The organism is Bradyrhizobium sp. BRP56 (assembly GCF_020194035.1).
Classification (GTDB): Bacteria; Pseudomonadota; Alphaproteobacteria; order Rhizobiales; family Xanthobacteraceae; genus Bradyrhizobium; species Bradyrhizobium australafricanum.
The window spans coordinates 66,592-87,245 of sequence record NZ_JADYVV010000037.1 but is presented as its reverse complement, the minus strand read 5'-3'; the positions used below and the strand labels follow the sequence as shown (position 1 = coordinate 87,245).

General features: G+C 64.3%; 21 protein-coding genes and 2 pseudogenes. 13 read left to right on the top strand and 10 right to left on the bottom strand.

The window, feature by feature from the left end:
* Window positions 1-134, bottom strand: a pseudogene (locus I6F38_RS24935) (sigma 54-interacting transcriptional regulator); the annotation flags it as partial.
* Here I6F38_RS24935 and I6F38_RS24930 point away from each other — a divergent pair.
* The 3 genes and pseudogenes from I6F38_RS24930 to mgtE form a co-directional block, all read left to right on the top strand.
* Window positions 108-206: pseudogene (locus tag I6F38_RS24930) on the top strand (RNA chaperone Hfq); the annotation flags it as partial. The pseudogenes I6F38_RS24935 and I6F38_RS24930 sit on opposite strands and share 27 nt — an antisense overlap.
* 11 nt (window positions 207-217) lie before the next feature.
* A complete protein-coding gene (hflX, locus tag I6F38_RS24925; RefSeq protein ID WP_225162187.1) occupies window positions 218-1,600 on the top strand; it encodes a GTPase HflX in 1,383 nt (460 codons plus the stop codon).
* Between the two features lie 153 nt (window positions 1,601-1,753).
* Window positions 1,754-3,124: a magnesium transporter gene (gene mgtE, locus I6F38_RS24920; protein ID WP_225162186.1), complete on the top strand. Its 1,371-nt coding sequence runs from the start codon at window positions 1,754-1,756 to the stop codon at window positions 3,122-3,124.
* Between the two features lie 147 nt (window positions 3,125-3,271).
* Here the strand turns inward: mgtE and mazG are convergent, their stop codons facing one another.
* Window positions 3,272-4,126 carry a nucleoside triphosphate pyrophosphohydrolase gene (gene mazG, locus I6F38_RS24915; protein WP_225162185.1) on the bottom strand — a complete coding sequence of 285 codons (855 nt, stop codon included), beginning with the start codon at window positions 4,124-4,126 and terminating at the stop codon, window positions 3,272-3,274.
* Between the two features lie 129 nt (window positions 4,127-4,255).
* Here mazG and queC point away from each other — a divergent pair, with 129 nt between their 5' ends.
* Window positions 4,256-4,975, top strand: a complete 720-nt coding sequence (gene queC / locus I6F38_RS24910) for a 7-cyano-7-deazaguanine synthase QueC (RefSeq protein ID WP_225162184.1) — start codon at window positions 4,256-4,258, stop codon at window positions 4,973-4,975.
* Window positions 4,976-5,421: 446 nt separating this feature from the next.
* On the opposite strand, the gene I6F38_RS24905 is transcribed toward queC, so the two are convergent.
* The 3 genes from I6F38_RS24905 to nthA are packed head-to-tail and all read right to left on the bottom strand — an operon-like array spanning window position 5,422 to window position 7,084.
* Window positions 5,422-5,799, bottom strand: a complete 378-nt coding sequence (locus tag I6F38_RS24905; protein WP_225162183.1) for a nitrile hydratase accessory protein — start codon at window positions 5,797-5,799, stop codon at window positions 5,422-5,424.
* On the bottom strand, window positions 5,799-6,458 hold the full coding sequence (gene nthB, locus I6F38_RS24900) for a nitrile hydratase subunit beta (RefSeq protein ID WP_225162182.1): 660 nt from the start codon (window positions 6,456-6,458) through the stop codon (window positions 5,799-5,801). The genes I6F38_RS24905 and nthB overlap by 1 nt, the downstream gene beginning before the upstream one ends.
* Window positions 6,455-7,084: a nitrile hydratase subunit alpha gene (gene nthA / locus I6F38_RS24895; protein WP_028344028.1), complete on the bottom strand. Its 630-nt coding sequence runs from the start codon at window positions 7,082-7,084 to the stop codon at window positions 6,455-6,457. Before nthA ends, nthB begins: the two co-directional genes overlap by 4 nt.
* Window positions 7,085-7,158: 74 nt before the next feature.
* Here nthA and I6F38_RS24890 point away from each other — a divergent pair, with 74 nt between their 5' ends.
* The gene (locus I6F38_RS24890) at window positions 7,159-7,965 is read left to right on the top strand and encodes an enoyl-CoA hydratase/isomerase family protein (protein WP_225162181.1); all 807 of its coding nucleotides are present in this window, start codon (window positions 7,159-7,161) and stop codon (window positions 7,963-7,965) included.
* Window positions 7,966-8,195: 230 nt separating this feature from the next.
* Here I6F38_RS24890 and I6F38_RS24885 read toward each other — a convergent pair whose 3' ends face one another.
* On the bottom strand, window positions 8,196-9,380 hold the full coding sequence (locus I6F38_RS24885) for an acetate/propionate family kinase (protein ID WP_225162180.1): 1,185 nt from the start codon (window positions 9,378-9,380) through the stop codon (window positions 8,196-8,198).
* 3 nt (window positions 9,381-9,383) lie between these two features.
* On the bottom strand, window positions 9,384-11,795 hold the full coding sequence (locus tag I6F38_RS24880) for a phosphoketolase family protein (RefSeq protein ID WP_225162179.1): 2,412 nt from the start codon (window positions 11,793-11,795) through the stop codon (window positions 9,384-9,386).
* A 675-nt stretch (window positions 11,796-12,470) separates the two neighbouring features.
* Here I6F38_RS24880 and I6F38_RS24875 point away from each other — a divergent pair.
* The 4 genes from I6F38_RS24875 (at window position 12,471) to I6F38_RS24860 (ending at window position 13,873) form a co-directional block, all read left to right on the top strand.
* Complete coding sequence (locus I6F38_RS24875; protein WP_225162178.1) at window positions 12,471-12,818, top strand: response regulator; 348 nt, start codon at window positions 12,471-12,473, stop codon at window positions 12,816-12,818.
* Window positions 12,819-13,267: 449 nt separating this feature from the next.
* Entirely contained in the window at window positions 13,268-13,456 is a 189-nt protein-coding gene (locus I6F38_RS24870) for a hypothetical protein (protein WP_225162177.1), read from the top strand.
* Between the two features lie 36 nt (window positions 13,457-13,492).
* Window positions 13,493-13,681, top strand: coding sequence for a hypothetical protein (locus I6F38_RS24865; protein ID WP_225162176.1), 189 nt, complete (start codon window positions 13,493-13,495; stop codon window positions 13,679-13,681).
* 12 nt (window positions 13,682-13,693) lie between these two features.
* Window positions 13,694-13,873: a hypothetical protein gene (locus tag I6F38_RS24860; RefSeq protein ID WP_225162175.1), complete on the top strand. Its 180-nt coding sequence runs from the start codon at window positions 13,694-13,696 to the stop codon at window positions 13,871-13,873.
* 54 nt (window positions 13,874-13,927) lie between these two features.
* On the opposite strand, the gene I6F38_RS24855 is transcribed toward I6F38_RS24860, so the two are convergent.
* The 3 genes from I6F38_RS24855 to I6F38_RS24845 all read right to left on the bottom strand — a co-directional run bounded on the left by I6F38_RS24855 (window position 13,928) and on the right by I6F38_RS24845 (window position 14,918).
* A complete protein-coding gene (locus I6F38_RS24855) occupies window positions 13,928-14,116 on the bottom strand; it encodes a hypothetical protein (RefSeq protein WP_225162174.1) in 189 nt (62 codons plus the stop codon).
* A 77-nt stretch (window positions 14,117-14,193) separates the two neighbouring features.
* Entirely contained in the window at window positions 14,194-14,373 is a 180-nt protein-coding gene (locus I6F38_RS24850; protein WP_225162173.1) for a hypothetical protein, read from the bottom strand.
* A gap of 119 nt (window positions 14,374-14,492) precedes the next feature.
* On the bottom strand, window positions 14,493-14,918 hold the full coding sequence (locus tag I6F38_RS24845) for a response regulator (RefSeq protein WP_225162172.1): 426 nt from the start codon (window positions 14,916-14,918) through the stop codon (window positions 14,493-14,495).
* 97 nt (window positions 14,919-15,015) lie between these two features.
* Between I6F38_RS24845 and I6F38_RS24840 the strand changes: the two genes are divergently transcribed.
* From I6F38_RS24840 to I6F38_RS24825, 4 genes are all read left to right on the top strand, one after another.
* Complete coding sequence (locus tag I6F38_RS24840) at window positions 15,016-16,026, top strand: chemotaxis protein CheB (RefSeq protein WP_225162192.1); 1,011 nt, start codon at window positions 15,016-15,018, stop codon at window positions 16,024-16,026.
* Window positions 16,026-16,295, top strand: coding sequence for a hypothetical protein (locus tag I6F38_RS24835; RefSeq protein ID WP_225162171.1), 270 nt, complete (start codon window positions 16,026-16,028; stop codon window positions 16,293-16,295). The genes I6F38_RS24840 and I6F38_RS24835 overlap by 1 nt, the downstream gene beginning before the upstream one ends.
* 249 nt (window positions 16,296-16,544) lie before the next feature.
* Window positions 16,545-19,715: a CheR family methyltransferase gene (locus tag I6F38_RS24830; protein WP_225162170.1), complete on the top strand. Its 3,171-nt coding sequence runs from the start codon at window positions 16,545-16,547 to the stop codon at window positions 19,713-19,715.
* Complete coding sequence (locus tag I6F38_RS24825) at window positions 19,716-20,462, top strand: Crp/Fnr family transcriptional regulator (RefSeq protein WP_092084640.1); 747 nt, start codon at window positions 19,716-19,718, stop codon at window positions 20,460-20,462.
* Window positions 20,463-20,654 lie beyond the last annotated feature (192 nt).

Sequence of the window (20,654 nt, the reverse complement as noted above, 5' to 3'; positions counted from 1 at the left end):
CCCTCGGCGCGCCCGGAGGCATGGTGCAGCGTGCGCGCGGCAAGCTCCTTGCCGGCGCCGGAGGGACCGACGATCAGGATGCGGCTGTTGGCCTTGGCGGCGCGGTCGATGGTCTGGCGCAGCTGGTCTACAAGCACGCGATCTCGACCATCATGCCCGGAGCTCCGATTCAGTTGTTCGAAGGTGGTGAGGACGCACCGGCTTGAGAGTGAACTGATTGGAACCCTTCAATCGTGAAGGGGGCGCCGACCGTGCACGGTCGGCGGGGGACGGCAGCACCGGGCGGGTGATCGTCATCGGCCCGTACCTGCGCACGCGCCGTGGCGACGGCGATGCGCAAACGGATTCCTCTGTCCGCGATTATGAAGCGCGGATCGAGGAAGCCGCCGGCCTCGCTGGTGCGATCGACCTCACGGTGGTGGACTCCGTGATCGCGCCGATCAGCCAGATCCGGCCGGCGACCTATCTCGGCAAGGGCAAGGTCGAGGAGATCAACGGCCTCGTTGCCAGCAACGACGTCGAGCTCGTGGTGATGGATTGCGCGCTGTCGCCGATCCAGCAGCGCAATCTCGAGAAGGCCTGGAGCACCAAGGTGCTCGACCGCACCGGCCTGATCCTGGAAATCTTCGGCCGCCGCGCCAAGACCAAGGAGGGCGCGTTGCAGGTCGAGCTCGCCCATCTCAACTACCAGCGCAGCCGTCTGGTGCGGTCCTGGACCCATCTCGAGCGCCAGCGTGGCGGCTTCGGCTTCATGGGCGGCCCCGGCGAAACCCAGATCGAGGCCGACCGCCGCCTGATCAGCGAGCGCATCACCAAGCTCGAAGGCGAGTTGAAGAAGGTGCAGGCGACGCGGCGGCTGCATCGGGCCGGCCGCCAGCGCGTGCCGTATCGCGTGGTGGCGCTGGTCGGCTACACCAATGCCGGCAAATCGACGCTGTTCAACCGCCTGACCCGCGCTGATGTGCAGGCCGCGGACATGCTGTTTGCGACGCTCGACCCGACCCTGCGCGCGCTCAACCTGCCGCATGGCGGCAAGGCGATGCTGTCGGACACGGTCGGCTTCATCTCCAATTTGCCGACCCAGCTGGTGGCCGCGTTCCGCGCCACGCTGGAAGAGGTGCTGGAAGCCGACATTATCCTGCATGTCCGCGACATCTCTCATGAGGATGCGGAGGCGCAGGAGCGCGACGTCGAGGCGGTGTTGCGCCAGCTCGGCATCGATCCCGATGCCGACGGTGGCCAGCGCATCATCGAGGTCTGGAACAAGATCGACCGCTTCGATCCCGAGGAGCGGGACAATTTGCGCAATATCGCCGCGCGCCGTCCGCCGGAGCGGCCATGCTTCCTGGTTTCGGCCGCAACAGGCGAGGGGATCGATGCGCTGCTCGCCGCGATCGAGGATCGCCTCGCGGCCAAGCGCTCGACGCTCAATCTCTCGATCGACGCCTCCGATGGCGCCGGCATCAGCTGGCTGCACCGCAATGCCGAGGTTCTGAACAAGGAGCTGCATGGCGAGCGCTTCGACATGACGGTGCGCGTCGACGAGACCAAGCGCGACATCGTGATGAGCCGGTTCGCCGCCGTTCCCCACGAGGCGTAAGCCCTCGAATACGGACCCTGCAATCTTCCGAAATATGACGATGCCGTGACGTTGCGGGCGCCGATGCGCCTGCGACGCGGCGTCGCACTTTCTGTTTGAAATCCGCACCGCCTTGGTTCATTGCGCTGCAGAACGCAAAGCCGAGGCGGATCGATGCAGGACACCAGCGAAACCATCACGAAAGAGACGCTCGCCGGCCAGAGCGGTGATCTTGCCCAGGAGCGGGCGCCCGAAATCGTCGAGGCGCTCAATGCCCGGGAGCCCGCGGATGCCGCGAAGCTGCTGCGATCGCTGCCGGCCGAGAAGGCGATCGAGGTGCTCGACCTGCCTGGGCTCGACAACACCTGCGAGATCCTCGCCGAGCTGCCGAAAGATACCGCGGTCTCGCTGCTGTCGGGCGTCTCCGACGACCGTGCCGCAGATATCTTCAAGGAGCTGGTCGAGCCGCTGCGCACCACGCTGTTGAACGGGCTCAATCCGGAGACCCGCAACGTCATCTCGGGCCTATTGGCCTATCCCGAGCGCAGCGCCGGCAGCATCATGACGACCGAGTTCGTCAGCGTGCCCTCGAGCTGGACCATCGCCGAGGTCCTGCATCACATCCGGATGGTCGAGCGCACCCGCGAGACCGTCTACTCGATCTTCGTGATCGACCCGGTCAAGAAGACGCTGATCCAGGCCGTGCCGCTGCGCCGCCTGATCTCGGGCGATCCGCACGCCAATGTGCTGACGGCGGCGCCGGCGCGGAAGCCGTTGATGATCTCGCCGGAGGCCGACCGCATGGAGGCGGCGCGGCTGATCTCGCGCTACGACCTGCTCGCCGTCGCCGTCGTCGATGGCCCCGGCCATATCCTTGGCATCGTCACAGTCGACGACGTCATCGATGCCATCGTCGAGGAATCGACCGAGGACGCCCAGAAGTTCGGCGGCATGGAAGCGATCGACGAGCCGTATTTGCGGATCGGTTTCGGCGAGATGATCAAGAAGCGCGCCGGCTGGCTGTGCGCACTGTTCCTGTCGGAAATGCTGACCGCGACTGCAATGCAGTCGTACCAGAGCGAGCTCGAGAGGGCGATCGTCCTGACGCTGTTCATCCCGCTGATCATGAGCTCCGGCGGCAATTCCGGCTCACAGGCAACCTCGCTGTTGATCCGCTCGCTGGCGCTGCACGAGGTCCGGCTGCGCGACTGGTGGCGTGTCGCCGTGCGCGAGGTGCCGACTGGTATCGTGCTCGGCGCCATTCTCGGCCTGATCGGCGTCGTCAGGATCACGCTCTGGCAGACGCTCGGCCTGTTCGACTACGGCCCGCATTGGGTGCTCGTCGCAGCGACCGTCGGCACCGCGCTGATCGGCATCGTCACCTTCGGATCGCTGTGCGGCTCGATGCTGCCGTTCATCCTCAAACGCATCGGCTTCGACCCGGCCAGCGCCTCCGCGCCGTTCGTCGCGACACTGGTCGACGTCACCGGCCTCGTGATCTATTTCGGCGTCGCCGCGGTGATCCTGCGCGGGACGCTGTTGTAGCAGACTGCGTGGGCAGAGCGCCGCGCTGCGTCCACAAACTCACCGTCGTCCCGGCGAAGGCCGGGACCCATAACCACAGGCCGTCGTGATTGAGCCGGTCGCAGTTCCACGTTTGCGTGCGACTGGCAGTCTCGATGAACCGTTAGATCACGCGGTATGGGTCCCGGCTTTCGCCGGGACGACATCGGTGTTTGCGCTCTTCGCTTCATTCCACAACGCGTCCATCTCCTCCAGCGACGCACCATCGAGCGAACGCCCCTTCGCCGCCAGCGCCTTCTCGATATAGGCGAAGCGCCGCTCGAACTTGGCGTTGGTCGCACGCAGCGCCGCTTCCGGATCGGCGTCGACGTGACGGGCGAGGTTGACCAGCGCGAACATCAGGTCGCCGGTTTCCTCCGCGATCTCCGCCTTGTCGTTGCGGTCGAGCGCGGCCTCGATCTCGTTGGCCTCCTCGCGGATCTTGGCGAGCACCGCGCGCGGGTCGTTCCAGTCGAAGCCGACGGTGGACGCCTTGCGCTGCAACTCCATCGCGCGCGTCAGGGCAGGCAGGCCCGCCTTCACGCTCGCCAGCAGCGATTTGTGCGCGGTCTCTTCGGGCGGCCGCCGCGCCGCGCGCTCGGCCTTCTCCTCGGCCTTGATCCGTTCCCAGGCGCTCTTGACGCCGGCCGGCTGGATATTGCCGTCCTTGTCGGCGAAGACGTGCGGATGACGGCGGATCATCTTCCTGGTGATCGCCTCGACCACATCGCCGAACGCGAACGCGTTCTGCTCCTCGGCCATCCTGGCGTGATAGACCACCTGCAACAGCAGGTCGCCGAGCTCCTCGCGCAAATCGTCGAGATCGCCGCGCGTGATCGCATCCGCAACCTCATAGGCCTCCTCGATCGTGTAGGGCGCGATGGTCTCGAAATTCTGCACGAGGTCCCATGGGCAGCCGGTGACCGGCGTGCGCAGCGCAGCCATGATCTCGATCAGGCGGGAAATGTCGCGGGATGGGGTCATGGGGCACCGGCATCAAAGAGGTATTGGCTTTATGCCAAAACACCCCTCCCGATCCCAGTAAAACACGCCGGAATCGCGACGCTGTCCACGGATTGGCCACGGGCGCCGTCAGGTGCTAAATCGCGTTCCATGACCGATCAGAACGCTTCCGACACCGCGCTGGTGCTGTTTTCCGGCGGCCAGGATTCCACCACCTGCCTTGCCTGGGCCTTGTCACGCTTTGCCCGCGTCGAGATGCTCGGCTTCACCTACGGCCAGCGCCACGCGATCGAGCTCGATTGCCGGGACCAACTGCTGGCCGGGATCAAGCGGGTCCGGCCGGAATGGTCTGCGAAACTCGGCGACAGCCACACGCTTGATATCCCGACGCTGTCGGAGATTTCCGACACCGCGCTGACCCGCGACGTCGCGATCGAAATGGGCGCGGACGGCTTGCCGAACACCTTCGTGCCCGGCCGCAACCTCGTGTTCCTCACCTTCGCGGGGGCGCTGGCCTATCGGCGCGGCATCCGCCACATCATCGGCGGCATGTGCGAGACCGACTATTCCGGCTACCCGGATTGCCGCGACGAGACCATCAAGGCATTGCAATCCGCGCTCAATCTCGGCATGGCCAGGGATTTCGAGCTGCACACGCCGCTGATGTGGCTCGACAAGGCCGCGACCTGGCGGCTCGCGCACGAGCTCGGCGGAGCCGGGCTGGTCGACCTGATCCGCGAGCACTCGCACACCTGCTATCTCGGCGAACGCGGCGCGCGGCACGAATGGGGCTATGGCTGCGGCGAATGCCCGGCCTGCAGCCTGCGGGCCAAGGGCTGGCGGGAGTACGTCGCGCAGGGCGGCCCGTAACCGTGGGCTGATGGCCCCGCAGGGGAGCACGGCCAAAATATCGAAAACAACCCCATGCAAAGGAGTCGGCGGCTGCCGGCGTTCGACACGGCAACTTGACACGTCGGGCAACTCAACGGTACTCTTCTATTATCCAGAAATCCTGCAGGGCGACCCGACCGGGCGATCCTGTATGCTGCGGCTTCTCGGCTCCAGCACTGGCGTCTCTGGAATCCGTGCGCGCGGTTCTCTCACCGTCGTCGTCCCGGCGAAGGCCGGGACCCATACGCCGCGGCAGGCGTTGTAGGTGGGGCTCGTCGTTCCAGCATCGCGTAACAATTTGCAGTTGGGGTTATGGGTCCCGGCCTTCGCCGGGACGACGATGAGGATGAGTTCGCGATTCAAGGCGCCCCCCACGCGGTGTCATCACCCGCGCATGCGCATGCAGGTGATCATGGCATTCGAGGCTACCTAAAATCCCCCGCCGTCAACACGATCGGCTGGCCGTGCGGGGTGCGGTCAGCGGCGTGGTCCCAGGCGTCGCGGTAGCGGTGCAGCGTCTCCGGTGTCGTGACGCCTTTGGCGGCGACGAGATGTTCGAGCGTCGCGAGCCAGTGCCGGTAGTAGGTCTCGCCGGTGTCGGGATCGCCGGCAGCTTGCGCGCGCTTGATCTGGTCGGCAAGCGCCGCAGCCCATTCGGGCCAGGTGAACACGCCGCGGTCATGCAGCGTCAACGCCATGGCGAACGCCTGCGCCTCCCACGGTGCGCGGAACACCGGGCCGTCCTGGTCGCGGGGAATGCTGGACACTGCGCTGGTGGCGCGTGCGGCGGCACCTGCATCCATCACACGGCCTCCAGATACGGCTCGAACGCGTCGATCGAAACCTTGATGGTCGGATCGGAGTCCGGGCCCCACAGCTCGCGTCCGTCGAACACGACGGTGTACAGCCATTGCGGATGCTCGCCGGCGTCGTTGGCCACCGTATCGGGAAACACGTGGCAGCCATGATCGCGCTCGACCACCCCGACGTGACCGCGCACGTAGCGCGGCAGCCGGGTGTGCGTGGCGGGATGGATATTCTTCGCCCGCACCCGATCGCCGGCCTTGAATTTCGCAGGCCCCGGCGCGGCGCGGCCGAACTTGCCGCGCACCATGATGCGCTCGATGTCGGCCACCGAGAACTTGCCGTGCTTGAGCGATTTCGCCGGCGCGACCGAATGTCCGGCGGCGACGTCGTCCTCGGAGATATAGCCCTTGTCGAGCAGCAGGGCTTCCAGCCCGAGCAGCCATTTCCTGTAGTAGGAGCTCGACAGATAGACCTGCGGGGGCAGGGTCTCGCGATAGAAGCGCGACGCGTCGATGTTGAAGGCGCCGGCCGCGCCCATTGCGCGGACCATGGCGAGCACCCGGGATTCCCATTCCTCATGGAACATCGGCTCGTTCGGCTCGGGCTCGACCTTGCCGAACCCGTCCATGCCGCCCATGTCGTGGACGCCGTTCATGACGGCGCTCCCGGTTTTTTGGGAAAGCCGGTGCCGATCATGGAATCGCGCGTCACCAGCTCGGCGAGCTGGTCTTCGCTCCAGCCCTCGGTGCCTTCGGGCCGCATCGGCAGCACCAGGAAGCGCGTTTCCGCGGTCGAATCCCAGACCCGGATTTCCGTCTCCTTCGGCAGGCTGACGCCGAAATCGGCGAGCACGCCGCGCGGATCCTTGACCGCGCGCGAGCGATACGGCGAGGCCTTGTACCAGACCGGCGGCAGCCCGAGCATTTCCCAGGGATAACAGGAGCACAATGTGCAGACGACCATGTTGTGGCGGCCAGGCGTGTTCTCGATCGCGACCAGATGGTCGCCGACCCGGCTCACATGGCCGAGGGTGCCGACCGCTTTGCTGGCGTCCTCGAGCAGCGCCTTCTTGAAGGCAGGATCGGTCCAGGCCTTGGCGACGACCCGGGCGCCGTTATGCGGCCCGATCTTGGTCTCGTAGGCCTGCACGATGGCGTCGAGCGCGGCAGCCTCGACATAGCCCTTCTCGGTCAGGATCGATTCCAGCGCGCGGACGCGCAGTTCGGTCTCCGACAGTTCGGAATGGTCGTGATCGTGGTGGTGATGATCATGTTCGCTCATGCCCGCAGAATAGGCGAAACGGTCGTGCTATGTCGAGGCAGGCAGTACACAAGAATGCGAACGGGGAGGTATGCGTGGTTGATGATGTGACGATCGAGAAGGGCCTCGGGCCGGACGGCCGCATCGCCGTGGTGCGGTTCGACCGCGGCGACGGTATCAACGCGCTGTCGCCGGAGGCGCTGCGGCAGCTGACTGACGTGGCGCGCAGTTTCGAGGACGATGGCGAGACCTCGGTGGTGGTGCTGACCGGCGGAGCCAAATCGTTCAGCGCCGGCTTCGACCTCAAGGATGCCGAAGGACGTTCGCGCCAGACCATGGACATGGGCACGCTGCGCCGGCACCTGAAGCTCGGGCCGCGGCTGACGCGTGCCTGGCAGGACATGGAGCAGATCACGATCGGCGCGATCGAGGGCTTTTGCGTCGGCGGCGGCGTGGCACTCGCGGTCGCGCTGGATTTCCGCGTCATGGCGCGCGACGCGCATATGCGGGTGCCGGAAATCGCGCTCGGCATGAACATGAACTGGCAGAGCGTGCCGCGCATGCTGCATCTGATGGGACCGGCGCGCACCAAGCAGGCGGTGATCCTGGCCGACGACCGGATCTCGGCCGAGGAGGCCTACGAGTGGGGCCTGGTGGAGCAGGTGACCGATCCTGGAAAGTCATATGACGCCGCGATGGCGCTCGCGGCCAAGGTCGCTGCCCAGCCGCCGATCTCGGTCGCGATGACCAAGCTGACGGTCAACCGGCTCGCACATGCGCTCGACGATCTCGCCAGCCACATGGACCTCGACCAGTTCGCGCTGGCGAGCCTGACCGAGGATCACAAGGAAGGCGTCGCGGCCTTCCTCGGACGGCGGAAGCCGCGCTTCAAGGGGCGCTGATACGCGTCGTTCAAGAGCCCTTCCGGGCTTCGAAATGGCGAAGGCCCTGACGCCGGGCCGGTGCGTCAGGGCCTTTGCGGTGCGGAGACGACCCCAGCACCTTTGCGGGCCCTGGGGCCGACGCTGGGGTCATCCGCCTGCACCGTTGTCGAGACCGAGCAGGCAGCGGGTACCATGCGCCCATCACCGCTGTCCGCATTTGCCTATGTGAATCGCGCCTGTCGTGGATCCTAGGTTCCCGAGATCAAGGCTGCGCAGTGGCGAGCGATCATTGCTTCCTCTTTTGTCGCCATGACGAGCACGTCCGCCGAACTGTCCTCGCCAGCAATGTGCAGCTGCGCCGCGGCGTTGGCGGATGGATCGAGCTGGACACCCAGCCATCCCAGTCGTTCGCAGATCTGGCTGCGAACCTCGCCCGCGTGCTCGCCGATACCGCCGGTGAACACCAGGCATTCCAATCCACCCAGCGTGCCAGCCATCGCGGCGACTTGTTGCGCGATGCGGAACGTGAAGAGATCAACCGCTTCCTTCGCGGCGGGCTCCTGGCTTGCGAGCAGAACACGCATGTCGGAGGAGATGCCCGAAACGCCGAGCAGTCCCGATTGGTGATAAAGCAGCTGCTCAAGGTCGTCGACCGACATGCCGTTCTGCTGCTGGAGGTAAAGCAGAACGCCCGGATCGATCGTGCCGCAGCGGGTCCCCATGACCAGGCCGTCGAGGGGCGTCAGACCCATCGTGGTGTCGATGCTCCGGCCGCTCTGCATGGCGCAAAGGCTCGCGCCATTGCCGAGATGCGCCACCACGGTTCGCTTCGAGGAAAATTCCGGCGAGATGTCGGCAAGGCGGCCTGCGACATATTCAAAGGAGAGGCCGTGAAAGCCGTAGCGCCGGATGCCGGCGCGTTCGAGATGTCTCGGGATCGCAAACCGATTGACGGGCGGCGCGAGGCCATGATGGAACGACGTGTCGAAGCATGCGACCTGCATCAGTTCCGGCCGGATCGCGCTGATTGCCCGGATTGGCGTCAGGCAGCGTGGCTGATGCAACGGCGCCAGAGGGGTGAGGGCTTCGAGGACGGCAAGCACCGTCCGATTGACTTCGACCGGTCGCGGAAATTCGCGGCCGCCGTGTACGACGCGATGCCCGACGGCACGCAGCCGCTCGCCGAGATGATGTTCGATTCGTGTCAGGACATCGGCGAACAGCCGATCGGGCGGCGCATCCGGTTCGGCTTGCTCCAACGCGAACGACGCGCGGCCGGCCGGATCGGTGAAGACCAATCGCGACGCGCCCTCGTGCTCGTCGATCTGTGCCTTGCAGAGCAGCGCGGGATCGGCGTGCGAAGCATCGAAAACGCCGAACTTGATGCTCGACGAGCCGGAGTTGACGACCAGAACCGCATCGGACGTCGGCATGGCTCAACCGCCGGATTTGGCAGGGGTGGCACCGCCAGTGCTGTTCGGCCAGACCCAGTCTCGAACCTCCGGCATATCCTCGCCATGCTCGCGCACATATCGCGCATGCGCGATCAAGGCGTTCCGGTATCCTTGCTTGATCTGTGCGGCCTTGGTAGCGAGCCCCGGCACGCGCTCGATCACCTCGATCGCGAGATGATAGCGGTCGAGCCCATTGAGAACGACCATGTCGAAAGGTGTGGTCGTCGTGCCTTCCTCTACAAAGCCGCGCACGTGCATGTTGTCGTGATTGGCCCGGCCATAGGTGAGCCGATGGATCAGATAGGGGTAGCCGTGGTAGGCAAAGATGACGGGGCGATCGCGCGTGAACAGGCTGTCGAAGTCGCGGTCGCTGAGGCCGTGAGGGTGCTGTTGCATCGGCTGTAGCGTCATCAGGTCGACGACGTTGACCACGCGGATCTTGAGGTCGGGCAGGGCCCTTTGCAGCAGATCAACGGCGGCGAGCGTCTCCAGCGTTGGAACGTCACCCGCGCAAGCCATCACGACATCGGGCTCGCTTGTGGCATCCTCGGTTCCGGCCCACGTCCAGATGCCAATGCCGGCATCGCAATGAGTGGCGGCGTCCTGCATCGAAAGCCATTGCGCGGACGGTTGTTTGCCGGCGACGATGACATTGATCCGATCGTAGGTCCTCAGGCAGTGATCGGCGACCCACAGCAGTGTGTTGGCGTCGGGCGGGAAATACACACGGACGATGTCGGCTTTCTTGTTGGTGACCAGATCGACAAAGCCGGGATCCTGGTGGCTGAAGCCGTTGTGATCCTGTCGCCAGACATGCGACGTCAGCAGATAATTGAGCGAGGCGATCGGACGCCGCCAGGCCAATTGGCGCGAGACCTTCAGCCATTTGGCGTGCTGGTTGAACATGGAATCCACGATGTGGATGAACGCTTCATAGCAGGAGAAGAAGCCATGGCGTCCGGTCAATAGATAGCCCTCCAGCCAGCCCTGGCAGAGGTGCTCGCTAAGGACTTCCATGACGCGGCCGTCGTGAGCGAGATGGACATCATACGGCTCGGTCGGCTCCATCCAGACCCGGTCTGTGGCTTCGAATACGGCATCGAGGCGGTTCGAGGCGGTTTCGTCAGGCCCGATGATGCGGAAATTGCCGGCATCGGCATTCAGCTTGAGGACATCGCGCAGGTATTTTCCAAGCTCGTGGGTCGCTGCGGCGACGGTCTGACCCGGCTGCTTTACCTCGACGGCAAATGCGCGGTAGTCCGGCAGCCGGAGCTCGCGTTTCAGAAGGCCGCCATTGGCGTGTGGATTGGCGCCCATCCGGCGGTTCGCGGTCGGGGCCAGGGCCTGGAGCTCCGGGATCAGGGCACCATCCTCGTCGAACAGATCCTCGGGATGGTAGCTGCGCATCCAGTCTTCAAGCAGCCTGAGATGCGCGGGGTTGTCGCGGACTTGCGCGATCGGCACCTGGTGCGCGCGCCAAAAGCCCTCGACTTTGAGCCCGTCGACTTCCTTTGGTCCGGTCCAGCCCTTTGGACTGCGCAGCACGATCATCGGCCAGCGCGGCCGCTCCGATCGTTTGCGGCCGCGCGCCTCGGTTTGGATCTTGTGAATGGCTGCAAGCGCCTCATCCAGGGCAGCAGCCATGGCGCGATGCATCGGCATCGGATCGTCGCCCTCGACGAAAAGCACCTCATGTCCGTAGCCGCGAAACAGGCTGCGGATTTCCTCGTCGCCCATCCGCCCGAGCACCGTCGGATTGGCGATCTTGTAGCCGTTGAGATGCAGGATCGGCAGCACCGCGCCGTCGCGCGCGGGATTCAAGAACTTGTTCGAGTGCCATGATGCAGCCAGCGGACCGGTTTCCGCCTCGCCATCGCCGACGACGCAGGCCACGATCAGATCCGGATTGTCGAACGCCGCGCCATAGGCGTGAACCAGCGAATAGCCGAGTTCGCCACCCTCATGAATGGAGCCGGGCGTTTCCGGCGCCGCGTGGCTTGGGATACCGCCGGGGAAGGAAAACTGCCGGAACAGTTTGCGCAGACCGTCAGTGTCTCGGCCGATGTCGGGATAGATCTCGCTATAGGTGCCTTCGAGATAAGTGTTCGCCACCATGCCCGGACCGCCATGTCCGGGACCGCAAATGTAGATGACGTTGAGATCAAGCGCGCGAATGACCCGATTGAGATGGGCATAGACGAAATTCAAGCCCGGCGTGGTGCCCCAATGGCCGAGTAGGCGAGGCTTGATGTGTTCCTTGCGCAGCGGCTCGCTGAGCAGCGGATTGTCGAGAAGATAGATCTGGCCGACCGAAAGGTAATTGGCGGCGCGCCAGTAGCGGTCGAGCAGGTCGAGATTGCCGGCGGTCGTTCTTTGTTCGATCGTTGCTTTCATGGAGCCAACTCCTCCCCAAAACTATCACAACAGCTACAGGTTGATTCGGTCGGTGATCGTGCTCGATCCATGCCTTGTCGAGGATCTGGCGAGGCCGGGCGAGACGTCGGGCAGCGATAGCGTCGGCGGTTCTTGGCTGCGGTTCTTGGCTGATGCATTGCCTTCGCTGGCTCCAACCGCAGGCGCCGACCCTCGTTCCTTCGTTTGCCGCGCTGGAGCCGCGCTGCCGCTGCAGCCTAGCGGTGATGGCGACCGGTGTGTTCTTCGACATCGGCAAACGAGGCATCTCCGAGTGGAATCACCGATCTCTCATATGTAAATGCCGGAACCGGGCAGAGAGATGACAAGCGGCGGCGACTGATGTTTCGACCGCGATTCGATATCCGCCATAGTCAGCCGAAGGTGCAGTTGATGAATCTCATCGACCGCTACTTTTTCGCCGCAACGATTACCGTGACAATTGTACTCTGGCTGTACCTTGGGTTGCTGGTCGCCGGTAGCTGACGGCGCGTGCCTGGAGAACGGCACCAATCCGCCCCGGCGTCGAAATTCCCCGCCCGTTGAAATAGGTCATGGCCGCTGTCCTGAAGGTGCGCGGAACGACGCGCCCCGGAAACCGGACCGGCGCGAAAACGTTAACGCCTCGATCATCCGCGCACTGGCAGAGGTACTGCTATGCGTACGATCTTGATCGTGGAAGACGAGTATTTCATTGCCGATGACTGTGCCGCGCTGGCACGACAGGCCGGCTATCACGTCGTCGGCCCGTTCGCTTCGATCGACGAAGCCCGCCCGCACGCTTCCGCAGCCTCCGGCGCGCTGATCGACATCAACGTCAATGGAACCTCGTCCTACAGGTTGATCGATACACTGATTGCGATGGGGACACCGGTCACCCTGTACACCGGCTACGACGCAAGCACGCTGCCCAAGAAGTATGCGCATCTCCCCGTGGTGACCAAGCCGCGCGGGTGTGGGGAAGCTCTCGGGATACTGTGCAAGCAGATGAGCGTCGCCGGATAGCCGGCGAGCTGACCGCAGATCGATGCGCGCGCCGAGGTGCGCAGCGGTGGTTATGGCTCCCGGCCCACCGTGCGCAATGACACCAAAGAGAATGAGAGCTCGCTGCTCTTTCCACACGTCGTCCCTGCGAAAGCAATGCGAAAGCAGGGACCCATAACCACAGGGCTGCGTTGTTGAAACAGGCTGTGGCTCCAGCACAGCAAGCCAACTGACGTCGGCGGCTATGGGTCTCTGCTTTCGCAGGAACGACACCGTTTGTATTGCGCTGCCGGTGAGTCATACTTTCTTTTGCGTTGTCCGACGTCTCAGGTTCCCGGCGCGGCATTTTGTTGGCAACTTTCCTGGCCGAGGTTTATTGTCTTCGCATCACCGGCCGAGGCTCTGCCCGTAGGCGTCGGTGGCTGAGAGACCGATGGTGCTCCCGCCTGCATAATCCAGGGAGCACGCCCATGCCCAACGAGCGGCGTATCTATCGCCTTTCCAATTTCGACGATCTCGACGATGCCCAGCGGACGATCCGGGTCGTCGGCCAGGCACGCAAACTCCTCGCCGAGAGCCCGGCCAGCACGTTTCTGGGCCGCAAAACGCAGGAGCCCTTCCCGCAGGAGGAAAGCCAGTACGGGAACCTGAAATCCTGACCTGCGTTAAGCTTCGCAGCCTGCGGAGGCGGAACCATGCGGGATGACGATTACGGGGACCAGCTCGCCAATTATCAGGCCATGAAACGGCGCATCGATGCGGGCTACGAGCGCACGCTCGAACAATTTTCGAAGTCTCATGAGCTGATACGTTTGTCGCACCGCCTGCTCGGCAAATCTGTCCCTGACTTATCCCATGACAGGGCGGACGCCGCGATCGAGTGACATGTTTCGCCGATGATCGATCCCCTGTTCGCCCGCGCCCAGCTTGCCATCGAAGAAAGTCACACTTTGCGCGCACAGAAGAAATCGCTCGCCGATCAGCGAGACGATCAGCTCGCTGAGCTGCGGCAATCGGTGCGTAACTCCGCGAGCGCGCGCATGGAGATCAAAGCCCACCGCGACAACAGCGAGTAGGGCTTTCGCTGGCGGGGCGGGCACGTGCAATGTCCCGATCGGTCGGCAGGCCGACTAGCGGGCTTTGATGAAGCGCGCAAGATGCGTGGAGAATTCGTAGCTCAGCGCCAATCGTCGCCAGGATCGCGCCAGCAATTCGTAATCCTTGCGCGTCGTTTCGACGCTGGATGTCGAGGCCATACGGTCGGCTTCGTCAGCCAGTTGCCGGCATTCCGCGATCCGATCCGTTGAATCATGCGGCATCGTTGTGCTTCCTGAAGACGATGCGCCGTGAGGATGCGTCACGCCGCCGGTTCGCCGGAGATCGCGGGCCGAGACAATCAGAAGATATGAACGTCACCCGGCCTCAAGGTCCGGAGCTGCGCAATGACGAGGCGCAACTCGTCCGCCAATTGGGCGTTACGGATGCGGGTTTCCGTGACGGTTGAGAGGTCAGCGATCAGCGCGCGTTCTGCGGCCGTCTGCTCAAGTTGCTCGATACGTCTTTCGATGTCGGTCATTACGCACCCCAGTCCGATCGCAACTGGAGTATCGTGGGGCTCTGTGCAAACCTTCGCACTAACATTTGCAAATGGTCGAGCGGATTATTCGTGCCCGGCAGCGTCATTGAGACGGGTGGTCAAGCCTGCGGCTCAATCCGCTTCATGGGATCGCCATGCAGGATCATGCCGGCGAGCCCGTGCGCCATGGCGCGATGGTCGAACGGCTTCTCCCACAGCGGGACGTCCGCGAATTCGGTGCCGAGCACGATCTTGTCGTATCCCGAGGTGAACACGATGGGCACGCCGCGCGCCTGGAGCTCGCGCGCGACCGGATAGATCATCTGCTTGCGGATGTTCACATCGAGCACCGCACCATCGATCACGCCGCCGTCCTGCAGGATGCGAAGCGCATCGTCGATGTCCCCGGCCGGCCCGGCGATATCGGCACCAAGCGCGCGCAGCGCGCTGCGCATGTCGTCGGCAAGGAAATATTCGTCTTCGACGATCAGGACGCGCCGTCCTGTCAGGAGTGGGGGGTCGCGCAAAGGTGCAAATTCGGACATTTCAATTCCGGCCGCGCCCGGCGTGATGTCATCGCAAAATTGGAACATAGGACGAATGCTCGCCTTGTTGCAAACAATGTTGGAAAAGGCAGGTTCCATGTCCAATCGGGACATCATCGTCATCGGCGGCTCGGCTGGGGCGACTGCACCCTTGAAGGAGATTCTGGGCCGGCTGCCGACGGACCTGCCGGCCGCGGTCTTCATCGTTTTGCACATACCGTCTCACGGCATCGGCATTCTCTCCACGGTCGCCAGCGCGGCCGGCAAGCTGCCGGTCCGACAGGCGGAAAGCGGCATGGTCATCGAGAATGGTCACGTCTATCTGGCGGCACCGGACCGCCATCTCCTGATCCAGGACGGCCACCTGATGCTCGGCCGCGGGCCACGTGAAAATCTGGTGCGGCCGGCGATCGACGCGCTATTTCGCTCGGCCGCACTGCACTATGGACCGCGGGTGATCGGCGTCGTGCTCAGCGGCCTGCTGTCCGACGGCGCGGCAGGCCTGAACGCGATCAAGCGCTGCGGTGGGGTTGCGCTGGTTCAGGACCCGCAGGACGCGATGTCCGACGAAATGCCGCTCCGGGCATTGGAAGCGACCACGGTCGATCTCTGTATCTCGGGTGCACAGCTTGGCGATGTGCTGTCCGAACTGGCCCGGGAACGGGCCGGCGCGGTGCTGCCGATCCCGCCCGAGATCGCGCTGGAGGTGAAGATCGCGGCAGGCGAGCGCGTCGGCAGCGATACGCTGGTCGATATTGCCGATCCCGCGCCGCTGACCTGTCCGGGGTGCGGCGGCGTCCTTTCCGAGCTCAAGGTCGGGCATCCGCTGCGATTTCGCTGTCAGGTCGGCCACGCCTATACCGCCGATGCCCTCGCCAAGGAGCAGGAAGGCCGGGTCGACGAAGCGCTCCGGGTCGCGCTGCGCATCATCGAGGAGCGCGCCGAACTGGTGCATCGGATGGCCGAGGACGGCCGCCAGAGCGGGCGCCCGGCGGTCGCACAAATGTACGACGCGCGCGCCGCTGAATACCGCGAATATGCCGATATGATCCGGCGTGTCGTGCTACAATCACTCGATCCGAAGCGACCGGTGCGGAAGGAACCGTGATGGTCAGCGCCGAGCATGCGAACTGGGCCGGACAGTTGCGGTCCGAGCGCGAGCTGCTGGTCAAGGCCGACATCGACATCGAGGAGGGCTGGCAGCGCATCCGCAACCAGCAGGATTTGCTGGATTGGCTCCAGCGGGCCGGCCACGATACCGAGCAGGCCGAACGTCTCGTCAGTCTGCTCAAGCGGACCCTGATCGAGTGGGAACGACACCGGACCCTGATTGTGCAGCGGGTCGCATACCTGGAGGAGCAGGTCGCATCCCATTAGCGTTCGGGAAAAGCACGGCCCCGCGTTCGAGCATGCGGTTGGCCTGCCGCGGAAACCTCCGCCGGAGGTCATTTTCCGCCGAGCAACCACTCGTCCCCGCCGCAGCGGCCGTCGGCGCCTGCAAGGTTCCCAGCAAGGTGGAGATTCCCTACTTATCCCGTTGGGATAGGACTAAACTCTGCTAACAGCAGATGCAGGCGCGACGCCCGCAGACAAGACGCCCGCAGAAAAGTGAGAGCCGCTGCAACCATGGATGACGTTGGCCAACCCCAGAGCGGAGACGAAGGGCGCCAGTCCAAGGCGCCGCTGATCATCGGTGTGGGCGCATCCGCCGGCGCCCTCGATAGCATCGAACGGTTCTTCTCGAAACTGAGGCTCAATCCGGACCAGGCCGTCGTGCTCGTGTTGCAGTACCGGGATGCCATCGAGGACACTCGGTTGCGCAAAGCCTTGCAGCGATCGGAAGGCGCCCGGCTGTCCGAGATCAGCGACGGACAGCTGGTCGAGGGCGGCGTGATCCATCTGTGTCCGTCCGACATGATCACCACCGTTCACGGCGATCGTTTCGCCGTCCGGCGCGCCGAGCAGGCGCGCGCCGAGCGGGCCACCATCGACAGCTTCCTGGTGTCGCTGGCGGAGGAGCGCGCCGAGGAATCGATCGGCGTGGTGCTGGCCGGCACGGGTGGCGACGGCACGCTCGGGGTCGGGACCTTGAAGGATCATGGCGGCCTCGCGATCGCCGAACGCATTGGCGACGGTCAGTCCAACCCGCACGACGAAGGCAGTTCGGCCGCGGCGATCGCCGATTTTGTGCTGCCGCCGGAGGACATCCCGGAGCATATCGACGTCTATTCGCGCCATTTGCGCCGGCTCGAGGAGAAACAGGGCTTCGACGAGGTGCTGGCCGCGGCTGCAACTTCGCTTGCGCGCATTGCGGATATCCTTCGCAACAAGACCGGCAACGATTTCCACGGCTACAAGCAGAACACCTTCCTGCGCCGCGTCCAGCGCCGCATGCAGGTGGTGCAGATCGATGATATCTCCGCCTATGTCGATTTCCTGAGAAACGACAAGGACGAGGCGCAACATCTGTTCAACGATCTCCTGATCGGCGTCACGGAATTCTTCCGCGACAAGAAGGAGTTCGATGTCCTGGAAACCCAGGTCATCCCGAAGATATTCGAAGGGAAGGGCGCCGGCCGGCAGGTGCGTGTCTGGGTGCTTGGCTGCGCGACCGGCGAAGAGGCCTATTCGATCGGCATCCTGCTGCGCGAGCATATGGCCAGTCTCGACTCGGTGCCGCAGGTGCAGATCTTCGCGACCGACATCGACGGCCGCGCGCTCGCCGCCGCGCGGGTCGGGCGTTATCGGACCAGTATCGAGAACGATATGACGCCGGATCGGCTGGCGCGCTGGTTCGTGCGCGAGGGCGACACTTACTGCGTCGTCAAGGAGCTGCGCGAGATGTGCATCTTCTCGCAGCACAACGTCATCAAGGACGCGCCGTTCTCCAAGCTCGACCTGATCTCGTGCCGCAACCTCCTGATCTACCTCAATGCCGAGCTGCAGAGCCGCGTCATCCCGCTGTTCCATTTCGCGCTGCTGCCGGACCGGTTCCTGTTTCTCGGCAATTCCGAGAACGTCACCCGGCATCCGAAGCTGTTCGCGCCGGTCGACCGGCGCGCGCGCATCTTCAAGAAGCTCGAGACCGGAACGCGGCTGCCGCCGGAATTTCCGATCACGACGGCGACCGGGCGGGCCGCGATCGACGTGCCGCCGGTGCGCTCCGTTGGCCACGATGTCGGCCTCGAGCGGCGCGCCCAGCGCATCGCCGAGCGCCATGCGCCGGCCTACGTGATCACCGACGACCACTTTCACATCCTGCATTTCTCCGGCCGCACCGGCCGCTATATCGAGCCGACCGCAGGCACGGCGACGCTCGATCTGCTGCAGCTCGTGCATCGCGATCTCAGGCTGGAGCTGCGCACCGCGCTGAGCCGTGCCGCGGAAACCAACGAGGCCGCCCAAGCCGAGCAGGTGCAACTCGGCGTCAACGGGCATCGCGTGCTGGTCGATATCACGGTCGAGCCGATCCAGGACGGCCCTGCCGGCCATCGCAACTTCGTCGTCCTGTTCAAGGATGGTCCGATCCGGCAGGCGGAACAGGCCGAGACCAATCCCAACATTCTGGTCAGGACCGAGCATGTCGAGCGGCTGGAGAGCGAGCTGCGCGCCACCCGCGAGCGGCTGCAGGCCACGATCGAGGAGCTCGAAAGCACCAACGAGGAATTGAAATCCTCCAACGAGGAATATCAATCGCTCAATGAGGAGCTGCAATCCGCCAACGAGGAACTGGAGACCTCGCGCGAGGAATTGCAGTCGGTCAATGAGGAGCTGACCACCGTCAACGGCGAGCTGGCGCACCGCGTGCAGGAATTGACCCGCGCCACCAGCGACCTGAAGAATTTCCTCGAGAGCACCCAGATCGCGACCGTGTTCCTGGACAACGATCTGAAGGTGATGAACTTCACGCCGGCGATCACGCATTTGCTGCATCTGGTCGAGACCGATGTCGGCCGCCCGATCGCGCATATCAAGGCGCGGATTCCGATCGAGGAGCTCTACGACGATGTGCGGCGCGTGCTGCGGACGTTGGCCAGCGCCGAGCGCGAGCTGACCGCGCCCGACAGCGGCACGCGCTATATCGTGCGCATCCTGCCGTATCGCAGCATCGACAATTTCATCGCCGGCGTCGTGATCACCTTCATCGACGTCACCGCGATCACGCGGGCCGAGGAACGGCAGCGGCTGCTGCTCGCCGAGCTGCAGCATCGCGTGCGCAATACGCTCGGCGTGGTCCGCTCGATCGCGCGCCGCTCGGCCGAGACCAGCGCGAATGTTGAGGACTACGCATCGCATCTCGACGGCAGGCTCAACGCCTTCGCGCGGACCCAGTCGCTGGTGACCCGCGATCCGGAAGGCGGCGTCGATCTCGAATACCTCGTGGTCGAGGAATTGCTGGCTTACAACGCGCGGGAAGGCGAGCAACTGAGGGTGTCCGGTCCCGGGATTCGCCTGCAACCGAAGGCCGCGGAGACCTTCGCGCTGGCGATCCACGAGCTCGCAACCAACGCCTTGAAATATGGCGCACTGAGCCAACGCGCCGGGCGCATCGACGTCTCATGGCGGGTCGATGACGCCGCCGAGCCACGGCAACTGGTGTTCGACTGGCGCGAGCGCAACGGGCCTGAAGTGACGCCGCCGAGCCGCAGGGGATTTGGATCCGATCTCCTGGAGCGGACGCTGGCGTTCGAGTTCAAGGGTAAGAGCACGCTGGAGTTCAATCCGTCGGGACTGCGCTGCACGATCGCCATACCGATGAAGCCGCAAGCCATCCATACGCCGAGCATGGGGAGCTAGATGCATCCCCCGATCCTCGAGGGAAATCTGGCGCAGCCGGTGATCCGGCGGCTCAATGCCCTGCGCCAATTGTCCGAACGCGGGATCGCGTTGCTGCAACAGGCGATCCAGGATGGGCTGCACCGAGCCCGCCCGGGCGAAGACCTCGCGACCGAGGGCGATCCGGTCGAAAGCGTCAGGATCATCCTGTCGGGCTGGCTCTGCCGCTACAAGACGCTGCCGGACGGCCGCCGCCAGATCGTCAATTTCATCCTGCCGGGCGACAGCTGCGACGCCTGCGTTTATCTGCTGTCGGTGATGGATCATTCGATCGGCGCGCTGACCCCGGTCACCTATGCCGACATCAAGCGTCCGGCGTTCGAGCAGCTGCTGGCGAGCGACCGTTCGCTGGAGGAAGCGCTGTGGTGCGAAACCATGGTGAACAGCGCGATCCAGCGGGAATGGACGGTCAATATCGGACGGCGCGTGGCGCTGGAGCGGGTCGCGCATCTGTTGTGCGAACTCCATGAGCGCCTGCTGCCGGTTGGAATGATCGACGGCGATTCCTGCCTGTTCCCGGTCACCCAGATGGATCTCGCCGATGCCACCGGCCTGTCGGTGGTCCATGTCAACAGGACGCTCCAGGAGCTGCGCGGCGCCGGCCTGATCGTGCTGCGCGACCGCATGCTGACGATCAACGACCTGAAGCTGCTCAAGGACACGGCGCTGTTTTCGGCCGACTATCTACACACCAAGCGGCGCGGCTGAGACGCGGCAAGGCGGCTCTATGCTGCTCCCCCTGAAGTCGCGACGGATGCCGGTGCGGCTGGTGCGCGAGGCGCCGCAGGCGTTCGCTGATGCGATCCTTGAAATGGCGCAGCGGGACTGACGCGGGCGCGTCATTTTGCAGAGTGTACTGACGATCTGAACGTGACAGTGATTTGTCACGACGAAGACAGC